This is a genomic window from Bradyrhizobium sp. CCBAU 11357, assembly GCF_028128865.1.
GTDB lineage: Bacteria > Pseudomonadota > Alphaproteobacteria > Rhizobiales > Xanthobacteraceae > Bradyrhizobium.
The window spans coordinates 1-14,341 of sequence record NZ_LBJW01000089.1; the positions used below are offsets into that span (position 1 = coordinate 1).

General features: G+C 65.5%; 13 protein-coding genes. 9 read left to right on the forward strand and 4 right to left on the reverse strand.

Going from position 1 to position 14,341, the window contains the following annotated elements; all coding sequences use genetic code 11:
• The 6 genes from XI05_RS11920 to XI05_RS11945 form a co-directional block, all read left to right on the forward strand.
• The coding region (locus XI05_RS11920) for a response regulator (RefSeq protein WP_271501756.1) at window positions 1-782 on the forward strand (782 nt) is incomplete at its 5' end.
• A 27-nt stretch (window positions 783-809) separates the two neighbouring features.
• The gene (locus tag XI05_RS11925) at window positions 810-1,283 is read left to right on the forward strand and encodes a chemotaxis protein CheW (protein WP_271501757.1); all 474 of its coding nucleotides are present in this window, start codon (window positions 810-812) and stop codon (window positions 1,281-1,283) included.
• Window positions 1,284-1,314: 31 nt separating this feature from the next.
• On the forward strand, window positions 1,315-1,701 hold the full coding sequence (locus XI05_RS11930) for a response regulator (RefSeq protein WP_018321619.1): 387 nt from the start codon (window positions 1,315-1,317) through the stop codon (window positions 1,699-1,701).
• A 61-nt stretch (window positions 1,702-1,762) separates the two neighbouring features.
• Window positions 1,763-2,641: a CheR family methyltransferase gene (locus tag XI05_RS11935; protein ID WP_271501759.1), complete on the forward strand. Its 879-nt coding sequence runs from the start codon at window positions 1,763-1,765 to the stop codon at window positions 2,639-2,641.
• Between the two features lie 2 nt (window positions 2,642-2,643).
• Complete coding sequence (locus XI05_RS11940) at window positions 2,644-2,961, forward strand: PilZ domain-containing protein (protein WP_172789327.1); 318 nt, start codon at window positions 2,644-2,646, stop codon at window positions 2,959-2,961.
• 140 nt (window positions 2,962-3,101) lie between these two features.
• Complete coding sequence (locus XI05_RS11945; RefSeq protein WP_172789326.1) at window positions 3,102-3,605, forward strand: response regulator; 504 nt, start codon at window positions 3,102-3,104, stop codon at window positions 3,603-3,605.
• Here XI05_RS11945 and XI05_RS11950 read toward each other — a convergent pair.
• A complete protein-coding gene (locus XI05_RS11950) occupies window positions 3,602-3,928 on the reverse strand; it encodes a hypothetical protein (protein ID WP_271501761.1) in 327 nt (108 codons plus the stop codon). The two genes, XI05_RS11945 and XI05_RS11950, sit on opposite strands and share 4 nt — an antisense overlap.
• Window positions 3,929-4,078: 150 nt before the next feature.
• Here XI05_RS11950 and XI05_RS11955 point away from each other — a divergent pair, with 150 nt between their 5' ends.
• Window positions 4,079-4,714 carry a response regulator transcription factor gene (locus tag XI05_RS11955; RefSeq protein WP_026202588.1) on the forward strand — a complete coding sequence of 212 codons (636 nt, stop codon included), beginning with the start codon at window positions 4,079-4,081 and terminating at the stop codon, window positions 4,712-4,714.
• A gap of 199 nt (window positions 4,715-4,913) precedes the next feature.
• On the opposite strand, the gene XI05_RS11960 is transcribed toward XI05_RS11955, so the two are convergent.
• Window positions 4,914-8,522: a PAS domain S-box protein gene (locus tag XI05_RS11960; protein ID WP_271501763.1), complete on the reverse strand. Its 3,609-nt coding sequence runs from the start codon at window positions 8,520-8,522 to the stop codon at window positions 4,914-4,916.
• Window positions 8,500-8,919: a response regulator gene (locus tag XI05_RS11965; protein ID WP_271501765.1), complete on the reverse strand. Its 420-nt coding sequence runs from the start codon at window positions 8,917-8,919 to the stop codon at window positions 8,500-8,502. The genes XI05_RS11960 and XI05_RS11965 overlap by 23 nt, the downstream gene beginning before the upstream one ends.
• A 254-nt stretch (window positions 8,920-9,173) precedes the next feature.
• Here XI05_RS11965 and araD point away from each other — a divergent pair, with 254 nt between their 5' ends.
• Together araD and XI05_RS11975 are read left to right on the forward strand one after the other, a co-directional pair.
• A complete protein-coding gene (gene araD, locus XI05_RS11970) occupies window positions 9,174-10,913 on the forward strand; it encodes an L-arabinonate dehydratase (RefSeq protein WP_271501766.1) in 1,740 nt (579 codons plus the stop codon).
• Window positions 10,914-11,027: 114 nt separating this feature from the next.
• Entirely contained in the window at window positions 11,028-11,747 is a 720-nt protein-coding gene (locus tag XI05_RS11975; RefSeq protein ID WP_271501768.1) for a ribonuclease activity regulator RraA, read from the forward strand.
• 160 nt (window positions 11,748-11,907) lie between these two features.
• On the opposite strand, the gene XI05_RS11980 is transcribed toward XI05_RS11975, so the two are convergent.
• Entirely contained in the window at window positions 11,908-14,013 is a 2,106-nt protein-coding gene (locus XI05_RS11980; RefSeq protein WP_271501770.1) for a S9 family peptidase, read from the reverse strand.
• Window positions 14,014-14,341: the final 328 nt, after the last annotated feature.

The following is a 14,341-nucleotide window of genomic DNA, read 5'->3' on the forward strand; positions in this document are numbered from 1 at the left end:
CCAAGGCGGTCCCGCTCGGCCTGGTCACGCGCCTGGAAGAGCTGCCCGCCGACAAGATCGAGTTCAGTAACGGCCGCTACATGGTGCAGTACCGCGAGCAGCTGATGCCGCTGGTCGCCATGGACGGCGTCACCATCGCGAGCCAGGGCGCCCAGCCGATCCTGGTGTTCGCCGACGACGGCCGCTCCATGGGCCTCGTCGTCGACGAGATCATCGACATCGTCGAGGAACGCCTCAACATCGAGGTCGGCGGCTCCTCCTCCGGCATTCTCGGCTCGGCCGTGATCAAGGGCCAGGCCACCGAGGTGATCGACGTCGGCCACTTCCTGCCGATGGCGTTCGCCGACTGGTTCACCCGCAAGGAGATGAAGCCGTCGCTGCATTCGCAGTCGGTGCTGCTGGTCGACGACTCAGCGTTCTTCCGCAACATGCTGGCGCCGGTGCTGAAGGCCGCCGGCTACCGCGTCCGCACCGCGCCGACCGCGCAGGAGGGCCTCGCTGCCCTGCGCGCCCAAAACTTCGACGTGATCCTGACCGACATCGAGATGCCCGACATGAACGGGTTCGAGTTCGCGGAAGTCGTCCGCTCTGACAACAACCTCGCCGCGACGCCGATCATCGGCCTCTCGGCGCTGGTGTCGCCGGCGGCGATCGAGCGCGGCCGGCAAGCCGGCTTCCACGATTACGTCGCCAAGTTCGACCGTCCCGGTCTGATCGCGGCGCTGAAGGAGCAGACCGCGGGCGCCGCCGGCGCCTCCGAGCTGAGCCGGGCCGCGGCGTAAGCAGGACAGGGATCAGGAGAAATCGAGATGAGCAAGAAGACCCAGTCCGCTGAAGGCGCCATGGTCGAGTACGTCACTGCGATGATCGGCGGCCAGCTGTTCGGCCTGCCGATCTCCCGCGTCCAGGACGTGTTCATGCCCGAGCGCGTCACCCGCGTTCCCTTGTCCTCGCGCGAGATCTCGGGCGTGTTGAACCTGCGCGGCCGCATCGTCACCGTGGTCGACATGCGCGCCCGTCTCGGCCTGCCCAGGGACGAGGACGGCAAGACCCCCATGGCGGTCGGCGTCGATCTGCGCGGCGAATCCTATGGCCTCCTGATCGACCAGATCGGCGAGGTGCTGCGCCTGTCCGAGGACGGCAAGGAAGAGAACCCCGTCAACCTCGACCCCCGCATGGCCAAGCTCGCCGGCGGCGTCCACCGCCTCGACGGCCAGCTCATGGTCGTGCTCGACGTCGACCGCGTCCTCGAGCTCGAAACCAAGACGCAAATGGCTGCCTGAGCCAACGAAACATCGAAGCCGGAGAACCGAAATGAAAACCTGTTTGGTGGTCGATGATTCCAGCGTCGTGCGCAAGATCGCACGCCGGATCCTGGAAGGCCTCGAGTTCGAGGTCACCGAGGCCGAGGACGGCTCGAAGGCGCTTGAGATCTGTCAGCGGCAGCTGCCCGATGCGGTGCTGCTCGACTGGAACATGCCGGTCATGGACGGCTTCGAGTTCATGGGCCACATGCGCCGCCTGCCCGGCGGCGACCAGCCGAAGGTGGTGTTCTGCACCACTGAGAACAACGTGGCTCATATCGCTCAGGCGCTCAGCGGCGGCGCCAACGAGTACATCATGAAGCCCTTCGACAAAGACATCATCGCCGACAAGTTCGCTGAAGTGGGTTTGATCCCGGTCGGACAAGCCATGGTCTGAGTGTGTCTGGCCCAAAGTGCTTGGGCCAGAGTGTTCCAGTACAGCTTTCGAGAGGCCATCCGTGACCCCGACCGAGTACGAGTATCTGCGTAAGTTCCTGAAGGACAATTCCGGTCTCGACCTGTCCGCAGACAAGCAATATCTGATCGAAAGCCGCCTGCTGCCGCTGGCCCGCAAGGCCGGGATCTCCGGCATCGCCGAGCTCGTGCAGAAGCTGCAAGGCGGCTCGCGCCAGCTGATCACTGACGTGGTCGAAGCCATGACCACCAACGAGACCTTCTTCTTCCGCGACAAGGTCCCGTTCGATCATTTCCGCGACCACATCATGCCGGAGATCATCAGGGCGCGTGCGGCCAAGCGCAGCGTGCGCATCTGGTGTGCCGCCGGCTCGACCGGGCAGGAGCCCTATTCGCTGGCGATGTGCCTGAAGGAGATGGGCGCGGCCCTCACCGGTTGGCGCGTCGAGATCATCGCGACCGACCTGTCGCAAGAGGTGCTGGAGAAGGCCAAGGCCGGCGTCTACAGCCAGTTCGAGGTGCAGCGCGGCCTGCCGATCCAGATGCTGGTGAAATATTTCAAGCAGACCGGCGAGACCTGGCAGATCAATCCCGAATTGCGGGCGATGATCCAGCACCGGCAGCTCAACCTGCTGCACGATTTCGCCCAGCTCGGCACCTTCGACGTCATCTTCTGCCGCAACGTGCTGATCTATTTCGATCAGGACACCAAGATCAACATCTTCAACCGCCTGGCGCGCCAGATCGAGCCCGACGGCTTCCTGGTGCTCGGCGCCGCCGAAACCGTGGTCGGGCTGACCGACACGTTCCGGCCGATTCCGGAGCGGCGCGGCCTCTACAAGCCGAACGATCCGCGCGCCGCAGCGGCCAAGCCGGTTCTCGCCGGTGCGGCGCCGCGCATGGCGGCGGTGGCGGGACGATAATCATGGCCGAGGAGGGCAAGGGCGTCGAGCGCGTGACCTTCAGCCGCGGTTATGATGTCTGCATCATGGCCATCGACGGCACCTGGCGGCGCGACTGCAAGCTCAACGCGATCTCCGACACCGACGCCGTTCTCACGGTGGAGGGCTCGATCCAGGGCTTGAACCTGAAAGAGTTCTTCCTGCTGCTGTCGTCCACGGGTCTCGCCTATCGTCGCTGCGAGCTGGTCCGTGTCAACGGTGCCGAAATGGACATCCAGTTCCTGCGCGGCAAGAACCGGAAGAAGCGCGGTGCGGCCGGCGGCCACGACGCCGCGGCCTGATCCCGCCGCCGCTGTCGCCACGCTTTCCGACACTTGCTTCACATTTGCTGAAGACTTCGGAGTCAATTGCTCGCAGCAGCTTTACGCGGCTTAAGCGCGAGCCGTGTACCCATTGACGCTCTCAATCTCAGGATACGGCAATGCCCAGAAGTTCTCTTTCCCCGATCTCGTCCAACCTGCCCGACGGCACTGAACGGCGTGCGCTTCAGCTCCTGGTGGTCGACGACGACGCCACGCAGCGCAGCCTGATCACGGTCGCGGCCAAGCAGGCCGGCCACGAGGTCACCGTGGCGCCATCCGTTGCGGACGCGATCGAGAAGCTTCGCGCTGCGCGCTTCGATTGCGTGACGCTCGACCTCGTGCTGGAGGATGGCGACGGCGTCGACGTGCTGCGCGAGATGGCGAGCGCCAAGTTCGCAGGCTCCGTGATCGTCATCAGCGGCATGGACGGCAAGCGCCGCAGTGCCGCCCGCAGCTTCGCCCGTTCTGTCGGGATCGAGCTCCAGAGCCTGCCGAAGCCGCTGGATCTCGCGGCGCTGCGCATCAGCCTCGCCAATCTCGGCAAGACCGCGATGGGCCTGCCGGCGATTCACACCTGGGGTGGTGTCGCCACCGACGCAATCGTGGAACGGCACCGCGCCTAGCTTGCGGAGCTGCCATGCGGTCTGGCGCGGCCGCCCGCCGCGTTGCCGGATTCCGATAGGCATTGCAGGGCGTGGCCGAGTCCCGCCCGGCAGACATTGAGGGCCGCGCTCGCGCTGGCGTAGCGGGGCGTGACGTCATCGAGCACGACGATATCCGCGGAACCTTCCGGATCGCTGCCGTGTTCTTGGTCCATGGCTGCGGCGATCCGGCGCATGCTGGTCTCGATCTGTGCGATCAGCAAACGAAGGTCCGCCGCAATCAGCTCACGGCTCGCGATTTCGGGCGTTGCGACGGGAGGCGGCGTGTCGGCCAAATTTAGCATGGATATTCTCCGTCCACTGCAATTAGGCGCCATGCCGCTACTTGTGCGTTAAGTCCATGTCCCGTACAAATACGGGTGGGCCGAATCCGCGCCGAGCGCCATAACGAATGGCGCGGAACGCGAGTCCTTCATGCCAACCGGATGTGGCACATGGCCGAACAAAGCTCTCGCGGTGAAATCTTCGTGGTCGATGACGACCCTGCCGTTCGCGACACCTTGTCGATGGTGTTGAAGGCGGCGGGCTATGAGGTGATCTGTTTTGCCGACGGTGCAGCGCTGCTCTCGGTCGCGCGAAACCGCACACCGGCTGCAATCCTGCTCGACGTGAATATTCCCGGAAAGTCGGGTCTCGACATCCTGAAGGAGCTGCACGGCGAGGACTACCCGGCGCCGATCTTCATGATCTCCGGGCAGGGCGACATCGCGATGGCGGTGGGCGCGATCAAGAGCGGCGCGCTCGACTTCATCGAGAAGCCGTTCCGCGGCAGCGAGATCGTCGGCCGCCTCGACGAGGCGATTGGTGCCTATGCACGCCGGCAGGCGGAGAACGCGTCGCCGAAATTCGGCTCGCTGCATTTCCCCGGCCGCGAGCCGCTGACGCGCAGGGAGCGCGAGGTGCTGGAGCAGTTCGCCTCCGGTGCCTCCAACAAGGAGGCCGGCCGCACGCTCGGCATCAGCCCGCGCACCATCGAGGACCACCGCGCCAACATCATGAAGAAGCTCGGCGCACGCAATGCCGCCGACCTGATCCGCATCGTGATGACGGCGGCCCAGCGCGCGTCGTAGCGTTATACGTGAGATGCCGTAGGGTGGGCAAAGCGAAGCGTGCCCACGAACTTCACGTGATGCAGTGAGAGAGATCGTGGGCACGGCGCAAGTGCGCCTTTGCCCACCCTACGAGAGCTCGCTGCGCCGCTAAGTTCGCGCTCGTGCAGGCTTCAACACTGTTCCCATATTGCGCTGCGCTCCATCCGGGCTACGGCTCTCACCCGTTCAGCGCCTTGCGGATGATCCGTGCCAGATCCGATTTGCGATAGGGCTTGGCCAGCAGCATCACGCCGGAATCCAGCCGGCCGTGATGGATGATCGCGTTCTCGGTATAGCCTGACGTGTAGACCACCTTGAGATCCGGGCGCGTCTTCATCAGCTCGTCCGCGAGCTGCCGTCCGTTCATCTTGCCGGGCATGATGACGTCGGTGAACAGAAGGTCGAACGGCTTGCCGGCGGCGACGATCGCGAGCGCCTCCGCGGCGTCCGCGGCCTGCAAGGTGACGTAGCCCAGCGAATGCAGCTGCGCCAGCACGTAGTCCCGCACCAGCCGGTCGTCCTCGACCACCAGGATCGTCTCGTGTCCGCCCTCGATCGTCGCCGGCGTCACGCCCTCGCCGCTCGCCGTCGGCGTCTTGCCGGGCGGCAGATACATCTTGATCGTGGTGCCGTGGCCCTCCTCGCTGTAGATCTTGATGTGACCTGCGGACTGCTTGATGAAGCCGTAGACCATCGAAAGCCCGAGCCCGGTGCCCTTGCCCGGTCCTTTCGAGGTGAAGAAGGGGTCGAACACCCTGGGCAGCATGTGCGCGGGGATCCCGGTGCCGGTGTCGCTCACCGCGATCAGCACGTAGTGCCCGGGCGGCACGTCGTTGGCGCCGGCATAGGCCTCGTCGAGATAGGCGGCGCCGGTCTCCACGATCAGCTTGCCGCCGCCGGGCATGGCGTCGCGCGCATTGAGCGCGAGGTTGAGCATCGCGGTGGTGAGCTGGTTGGGATCGACGATGGCAACGCAATTCTCGTCCTCGAACACCGATTCGATCTGGATCTGCTCGCCGAGCGTCGGACGCAGCAATTTCGCGGTGTCGACGATCAGCGAGTTGATGTCGATCTCGCGCGGCTGGAGCGGCTGCTTGCGGGCGAAGGCAAGGAGGTGCTGGGTCAGATCGGCGCCGCGCGCGGCGGCCTCGTCGATCATCTTGGTGATCGCCGCGAGCTGCGGCTCCTTGGCGACCGCCTCCGCGAGAATCTCGATCGTCCCGGTGATGACGGTGAGAATGTTGTTGAAGTCATGCGCCACGCCGCCGGTGAGCTGGCCGACGGCCTCCATCTTCTCGGCATGGCGGATGCGCTCCTCGGCGGCGATCTTGTCGGTGAGGTCGCGGTAGAAGACATTGAACAGCAGGCCCTCGCGCCGCTTCAGCGCGGTGACGCTCAGCTCGGCCCTGAATTCCTTGCCGTCGCGGCGGCGGCACATCAGCTCGCGGCGGCGGTTCAGCGTCGCGCCGTCCTCTTCAGCCAGGAATTGCTTCAGCCCCGCCCTGACCTTCTCGCGTTCGCTCTCGGCGACGATGAGATCGATCGTGCTCTTGCCGAGCACCTCGTCGCGGCGCCAGCCGAACAGCTGCTCCGCCTGTGAGTTCCAGTTCAGGATGCTTCCGGTCTCGTCGGTCTGCACGAAGGCGTCGAGCGAGGTCTCGACGATGTTGCGGGCGAGCCGCTCGCTCTCGCGCAGCGATTCCTGCGCGCGTCGTGCTTCCGTCATGTCGCGCCCGACGAAGAAGAAGCGCCTGGCAGGCTCGGACCAGTTGCCGAGCCATGACAGCCAGACCTCGTGCCCGTTCTTGTGGAGGCAGCGGGTGTCGGCGAGCTTGACCCGCTCGCCGCGGCGCATCGCCCGCATCTCGGCACGGGCCTGCTCAAGATGATCGGGATGAATGAAGTCGGCGCCGCTGCGGCCGACCATCTCGTCCGGTTGATAGCCGAGAATGGTCTGGCTGCTCGGGCTGACCTGCGCGATATGGGCCCGCGCATCCATGACCATGATCAGGTCCTGCGACGTCTCGAAGATCTGCCGCCGCTCCTCCAGCTGGTTCTGCAGTGCTCGCTCGGCGCGCCGCGCCTCGGTCAGGCTGCGCGCGCTTCCCGAGGCGCCGATGATCTCGCCCGCCGGTCCCTTGATCGGCGACAGGCCGAGCGAAATCTCGACCGGCGTGCCGTCCTTGCGCAAGCGGACCGTCTCGAAGCGCTCGATCGGCTCGCCCCGCGCGATCCGCCGCAGATAGTCCTTGCCGTGCTCGCGGCGGTCGGGTGGGACGATGATCGACGTGGGCTTGCCGATCGCCTCCTCCGCCGTATAGCCGTAAAGGCGTTCGGCGGCCGGATTCCAGCCGGTGATGACGGCATCGAGCGTCTGCATCACGATCGCATCGTCGGACGATTCCACCGCGGCACTGAACAGGCTCTCGCGCGCCGCGTGATGGCTTCGCGCCACCTCGGTGCGGCGATGCTCCTCGATCTCGCGTTCGAGCGCGGCTGTTTTCGCGCGCATCTCCTCCACCATCCGCGCAAAGGCCCGTGCCAGCACGCCGGTCTCGCCGCTGGCATCGACGGGGATGTCCGCGGGACGTCCGCTGCCGATGGCCTGCACCGCCTCCGTCAGGCGCCCGATCGGGCGGGTCAACGAGCGCGCCAGCAGCACCGCGAGGGCAGCTGCGGCGAGAACGGCCAGCACGCCGACGAGCAGGGACGTTTTTTGAATGGCGGCCGGCACACGGCCGAAGACGGACGGGGGAACGGTCACGACGATGGCGACCCATTCATTGCCCGCAAGCGATATCGGCACGAATGCCGCGCCGCTCGTCCGGCCCGACTCGTCGGTTGTGACCCGCGTGGCCACGTCCGACGTACCGGCCAGGGCTGAGAGGAACGGAAAGTCCTTGCGCCAATCGATCGGATGGCCCCGCGATGACCCGAACTCCCGCGTCCGGTCGGGATGGAGGAGATAGTCGCCGCGCGCATTCACGACGTAGATCTCTCCTCCCGACGTGGCGGTGGAGCGGACCCGTTCGAGTGCCGGGCGCATGTCGATGTTGGCCACGATGATGCCGAAAGGCTTGTCGTCGGTTGTGAACAGCGGCATCGCCACCCGCAGAGTCGGCGCGTGAGCCGCCGTCGTTCCCCCCTGCCGGGTCGCGAGCTCGATGGGAGACACGTAAATCTCGCCGGGCCCGAGCCGCATGGCTTCCTGAAAATAGGATCGGCCGCTCTTGCGCTCCAGTTCGCCGTCAGGAGCGATCCGCGCTGCTCCGTTCGGACCCGAGCGATCGACGTGGACCAGCTCGCGCTGGTCGTTGTCGACGCCGATGATCCTGAACTGCCCGTAGATGGGCTTGGCGTCGATCTCGGCCGCGAGCCGTGCCGCGATACGCTCGCGCCAGGTTTGCTCCGAGACGCCATCCGTAGGATCGACCCCTCCGCCGGCATGAGCGCGGATCAGGCCGTTGATCGCCGCTGCGGCGCGATAGCCGACCAGATCGCCGCGCACGCCGGCAACGTAGGATTCAAGGTTGGTCGCGAGCAGGCGCGATTGGGCTTCGACCCGCTCCAGCACCCGCGGAATGACGGCCTGTGTGGTGTTGCGATAGCCGAGCCATCCGACCGCGGCCACGGTAACCGCCACCAGCAGGATCATCGCGATGGCCAGCCGCGTGGCCAGCGTCGTTGCTGCTCTCATGGGGAATTTGGCCGGACCCGCCGTATCGCTGCGCCATTTCTGGCTTGCAGCAGAGGAGGTGCCCTTGTCATCGGCGGCCGAAGCGGACATCGGACCCCTCCGGCTCGTGGGCCTTCAGACAATCTGCGACCACGGCGAGCAGTGTACCGGGCCGGAACGGCTTTTGCAGGCTGGCGACGGCGCCGAGTTTGGTCGCCATCTTCAGGAAATCCGGCTCCGCATAGGCATCCGGCGTGCTCGAACGGCCGGAGATGACGACGATCGGAACGGCCGGGGCCAGCACCCGAATGTGACGCATCGTCTCCAGTCCGTCCATGCCCGGCATGAAGATGTCGAGAAACAGCAGGTCGAACCGGCTCGCCTCGAACAGCGCCAGCCCCTTGCGGCCATCCCCGGCGACCGTCACGTGATGACCAGCCCGTTCCAGCAGCAGCCGGATGGTGAACTGGACGGCCGGATCGTCATCCACGATCAGGATGTTGGCCACGTCTGAAATCCTCCGGAGTCGGCGGGGTTAGTCCCACCAACCGCAAATCAAGCCAATCAACTCGAAATTGTTGCGCGGTTTCTCGTCAGCCGGCAAGCACTTCGGCCGGTGCTGCCGATTTATTGCGCTGCACCGCCAAATATGCACGCCTGAGTGCATAGCAGAGGTTCGCCATCCGCCAGCCCAGCGCCTTGCCGGGGGTGGATTGCCTGTGAGAAGAGCAGGGCCAATCCTCCGGACGGACAAGGAATGCGATGACCAACAAGAAGAAGACGCCCGACCAGCTCCGCAGCGCGCGCTGGTTCGCGCCGGACGATCTGCGCTCGTTCGGCCACCGCTCCCGCGCCATGCAGATGGGTTACGCGCCGGAGGAGTGGAAGGACCGCCCGATCATCGCGATCCTCAACACCTGGTCGGACGCGCAGCCCTGCCACATGCACTTCAAGTCGCGCGTCGAGGACGTCAAGCGCGGCATCCTGATGGCGGGCGGCCTGCCGCTGGAGCTGCCGGCGCTGTCGCTGTCGGAATCGCTGCTCAAGCCCACCACCATGCTCTATCGCAACCTGCTGGCGATGGACGCCGAGGAGCTGCTGCGCAGCCATCCCGTCGACGGCGTGGTGCTGATGGGCGGCTGCGACAAGACCACGCCGGCGCTGCTGCTGGGCGCAACCTCGATGAACATTCCGGCGATCTATCTGCCGGCAGGCCCGATGCTGCGCGGCAACTGGAAGGGCAAGACGCTCGGCTCCGGCTCCGACGGCTGGAAATATTGGGACGAGCGCCGCGCCGGAAAGATCTCCGACAAGGACTGGCTCGACATCGAGGCCGGCATCGCCCGCAGCTACGGCACCTGCATGACCATGGGCACCGCCTCGACCATGACCGCGATTGCGGAAGCGATCGGCATGACGCTGCCCGGCGCGTCCTCGATTCCCGCCGCGGATGCCAACCACATCCGCATGGCCTCTGAATGCGGCCGCCGCATCGTCGAGATGGTGTGGGAGGATCTGACGCCGAAGACGATCCAGACCCGCAAGGCCTTCGAGAACGCCATTGCGGTCGCGATGGCGATGGGCTGCTCTACCAACGCCATCATCCATCTGATCGCGCAGGCCCGCCGCGCCGGCCAGGACATCGGCCTCGACGATTTCGAGAAGGCCAGCCGCAAGGTGCCCGTCATCGCCAACGTCCGCCCGAGCGGCGAGACGTACCTGATGGAGGACTTCTTCTACGCCGGTGGCCTGCCGGCGCTGATGAGCCAGATCAAGCCGCATCTGCATCTCGAGTGTGTCACCGTCACTGGAAAGACGCTGGGCGAGAACATCGAGGGCGCCGAGGTCTACAATGCCGACGTGATCCGCGGCATCGACAATCCCATCTACAAGGAAGGCGCGCTCGCCGTGCTCAAGGGCAATCTCGCGCCCGATGGCTGTGTCATAAAACCCTCCGCCTGCGCGCCGCGCTTCCTCAAGCACACCGGGCCCGCGCTGGTGTTCGACGACTATCCCTCGATGAAGAAGGCGGTCGACGATCCCAACCTCGACGTCACCGAGGATCACATCCTCATCTTGCGTAATGCCGGGCCGCAAGGTGGCCCCGGCATGCCGGAATGGGGCATGCTGCCGATCCCGACCAAGCTCGTGAAGCAGGGTGTGCGCGACATGGTGCGCATCTCGGATGCGCGCATGAGCGGCACCAGCTACGGCGCCTGCATCCTGCACGTCTCGCCGGAATCGTATATCGGCGGTCCGCTGGCGCTGGTTCAGAACGGCGACCGCATCACGCTCGACGTCGCCGCGCGCACCATCAATCTCGACGTCTCCGAAGCCGAGCTCGCAAAACGCCGCGCCGCCTGGAAGCAGCCCGAGCGCCGCTTCGCACGCGGCTATGGCTGGATGTTCACCAGGCACATCAAGCAGGCCAATGACGGCTGCGATTTCGACTTCCTGGAGACCGATTTCGGCGCGCCGATCGGCGAGCCGTCGATTTACTGACCGTCGTTCCGGGGCGATGCGAAGCATCGAACCCGGAACCCATTTCACCCCAGCGTATGCGGCCCGATGGATTCCGGGCTCGCGCTACGCGCGCCCCGGAATGACGAGTACATCATGACCAAACTCACCGAAGCCACCCGCAACAAACTCAAGTCTGTCTCCACCGCCACCGTCGCCACCGCCTTGTTCAAGCGCGGCCTGCGCATCCAGATGATCCAGGATGTCCGCCCCTTGAGCCCGGACCAGCCGACCATGGTCGGCGAGGCCTTCACGCTGCGCTACATGCCGGCGCGCGAGGATCTCAACACCATCGACGTGTTCAGGGATCGCTCCCATCCGCAGCGCAAGGCGGTCGAGGATTGCCCGCCGGGCGCCGTGCTGGTGATGGACAGCCGCAAGGATGCGCGCGCGGCCTCGGCCGGCGCGATCCTGGTGACGCGCTTGATGAAGCGCGGCGTCGCCGGCGTCGTCACCGATGGCGGCTTTCGCGACTCCGCCGAGATCGCCAGGCTCGGCTTTCCCGCCTTCCACCATCGCCCCTCGGCGCCGACCAATCTGACGCTGCATCAGGCGATCGAGATCAACGTGCCGATCGGCTGCGGCGATGCGCCGGTGTTTCCCGGCGACGTCATCCTCGGAGATGCCGACGGCGTCATCGTGATCCCCGCGCATTTGGCAGACGAGATCGCCAACGAGACCTTCGAGATGACCGCGTTCGAGGATTTCGTCACCGAGGAAGTCGGCAAGGGCCGCGGCATCTTCGGTCTCTATCCCGCCACCGATCCGCAGACGCTCACCGATTTCGCGGAATGGCGCAAGAAGAACGGGCGGTAGTTCCTTCGCCTTTCCACGCTTGCGGGGAGAGGGGGAAGCCCCGCAATCTGAGCTGTCGTAGGGTGGGCAAAGCGAAGCGTGCCCACCTCGTCTTATTTATTTAGAAAAAGTGGGCACGGCGCTACGCGCCTTTGCCCACCCTACAAGGCTGCGGCTATGGCTACACCTCAGCCGCCGCCATCCCCGCCGCCCACAGCGCGAACGCGTAGACGATCGCGACTTCGTCCAGCCGGTCGAAGCGGCCCGACGCGCCGCCGTGGCCGGCGCCCATGTTGGTGCGCAGCAGGACCGGGCCGCCGCCGGTCATGGTGGCGCGCAGGCGTGCGATCCACTTGGCGGGCTCCCAGTAAGTGACCCGGGGATCAGTAAGTCCGCCCATCGCCAGGATCGCCGGATAGTCCTTCGCCGCGACGTTGTCGTAGGGCGAGTAGGAGAGGATGGTGCGGAAATCTTTCTCGCTCTCGATCGGGTTGCCCCATTCCGGCCATTCCGGCGGCGTCAGCGGCAGCGTGTCGTCGAGCATGGTGTTGAGCACGTCGACGAACGGCACCTCGGCGACGATGCCGGCGAACAATTCGCCGGCACGGTTGGCGACCGCGCCCATCAGCATGCCGCCGGCCGAGCCGCCATGGCCGATGATGCGCTTGGCGCTGGTGTATTTCGCATTGATCAGCGCGCGGGCGCTGGCGGCGAAATCGTCGAACGAGTTCGTCTTTTTCTCGCGCTTGCCGTCGAGATACCAGCCCCAGCCCTTGTCGGCGCCGCCGCGGATATGCGCGATGGCGTAAACGAAGCCGCGATCGACCAGCGACAGGCGGTTGGCGCTGAACGAAGCCGGCATCGCCATGCCGTAGGAGCCGTAGCCGTAGAGCAGGAGCGGCGCTGTGCCGTCGAGCTTCAGCCCGCGGCGATGGAGGATCGAGACCGGCACCTCGGCGCCGTCATGCGATTTCGCCATGATGCGCGTCGTGACGTAGTCGGCCGGGTTATGCCCCGATGGAATCTCCTGCCGCTTGCGCAGCACGCGCGTTCGTTTCGTCATGTCGTAATCATAGACTTCCGACGGCGTCGTCATCGACGAATAGGCAAAGCGCAGTGTAGTCGTCTCGAACTCGTAGGAGCCCATCGTGTCGAGCGAATAGGCGGCCTCGTCGAACGCGATGGCATGCTCCTCCCCGCCAGCGAGATCGCGGATCACGACCGACGGCAGCGCATGGGCGCGCTCGAGCCGCACCAGATGGCCGGCATAGAGATCAAGGTCGATGATGTAGATGCCGGGCCGATACGGGATCAGATCGCGCCAGTTCTTGCGCTCGGGCGCGTGAAGCGGCGCGGTGACGATCTTGAAGTCGATGGCGTCATCGGCATTGGTGAGGATGAACAGCTCGTCGCCGCGGTCGGCGAGCGAATATTGCACGCCCTCCTCGCGCGCCGCGACGAGGCGCGGCGGCACGTCGGGATTGGCGAGGTCGATCAGCCGTTGCTCGCTCGTCTCGTGATCGCCGCCCGCGATCACGCAGAAGCGGCCGCTGGTGCTCTCATGCAGGTGGGTGAACCAGCCGGAATCCTGCTCCTCGTAGACCAGCGTGTCGTCGGCCTGCTGGGTGCCGAGCCTGTGCCGCCACACCTGCATCGGCCGATGATTGTCGTCGAGCTTCACATAGAAGAAGCTCTTGCAGTCCGCGGCCCAGACCACGCCGCCATCGGTCTCCTCGACGAGATCGTCGAGATCCTTACCGCTCGCCCAATCGCGAACGTGGATCGAAAAATATTCCGAGCCCTTGGTGTCGGCGCTCCAGGCCTGCAGCTTGTGATCGTAGGAGTGCCGGCTGCCGCCGAACTTGAAATATGTGTGGTCCTTGGCGAGCGCGTCGCCGTCGAGCACGATCTCGCCGTCGCCGCCATCGCGCGGCATGCGGCCGAACAGCTCGTGCTGCCCGCCTTCACGAAACCTGCGGAAATAGGCGAAGGGACCGTCGGGTGACGGCACGCTGGAATCGTCCTCCTTGATCCGCCCGCGCATCTCGCGCACCAGCGTCTTCTGCAGCGGCGCGGTATGGCCGAGCAGGCTCTCGGTGTAGACGTTCTCTTCGTCCAGGTACTTGCGGATATCAGGGTCGAGCAAGCTGGGATCGCGCAGCACCTCCTGCCAGTTCGCATCCTTCAGCCAGGCATAATCGTCGGTCACGGTGATGCCGTGCCGCGTGAAGGCATGCGGCCGGCGCGGGGCGACGGGGGGCTTTGAAGGCGTCTTGGCTTGGGTCACTCGGTCCTCATCATCTCTCGTTCGCGCAGTGCTTCCTCTTCGCCTCTCCCCTCCTGCGGGGAGAGGTCGGATTGCATCGAAGATGCAATCCGGGTGAGGGGGTACCGGTCTCTCTACGATCTCCTCCGTGGAGAGAGGCCCCTCATCCCCAACCTTCTCAGGGCGAGCCTAGCTCGTCCGACCCCGTAAGAACGGGGGAGAAGGCGCGTTCCCTTATATCGTTCCGATTCCGTGAATTGCCAGCACGCCTGTTCCAAAGGCCGTGCCATCTCACCGGGTTGTTGATCCGTCCCTTGTATGCTTTAGGGACGCTATCCCCGCCGCCGGT

Bases quoted from the DNA above. Each gene is read 5' to 3' on its own strand.
- XI05_RS11925 (WP_271501757.1), top strand. From the start codon at position 810: ATGAGCAAGAAGACCCAGTCCGCTGAAGGCGCCATGGTCGAGTACGTC.
- XI05_RS11930 (WP_018321619.1), top strand. From the start codon at position 1,315: ATGAAAACCTGTTTGGTGGTCGATGATTCCAGCGTCGTGCGCAAGATC.
- XI05_RS11940 (WP_172789327.1), top strand. From the start codon at position 2,644: ATGGCCGAGGAGGGCAAGGGCGTCGAGCGCGTGACCTTCAGCCGCGGT.
- XI05_RS11945 (WP_172789326.1), top strand. From the start codon at position 3,102: ATGCCCAGAAGTTCTCTTTCCCCGATCTCGTCCAACCTGCCCGACGGC.
- XI05_RS11950 (WP_271501761.1), bottom strand. From the start codon at position 3,928: ATGCTAAATTTGGCCGACACGCCGCCTCCCGTCGCAACGCCCGAAATC.
- XI05_RS11955 (WP_026202588.1), top strand. From the start codon at position 4,079: ATGGCCGAACAAAGCTCTCGCGGTGAAATCTTCGTGGTCGATGACGAC.
- XI05_RS11960 (WP_271501763.1), bottom strand. From the start codon at position 8,522: ATGTCCGCTTCGGCCGCCGATGACAAGGGCACCTCCTCTGCTGCAAGC.
- araD (WP_271501766.1), top strand. From the start codon at position 9,174: ATGACCAACAAGAAGAAGACGCCCGACCAGCTCCGCAGCGCGCGCTGG.
- XI05_RS11975 (WP_271501768.1), top strand. From the start codon at position 11,028: ATGACCAAACTCACCGAAGCCACCCGCAACAAACTCAAGTCTGTCTCC.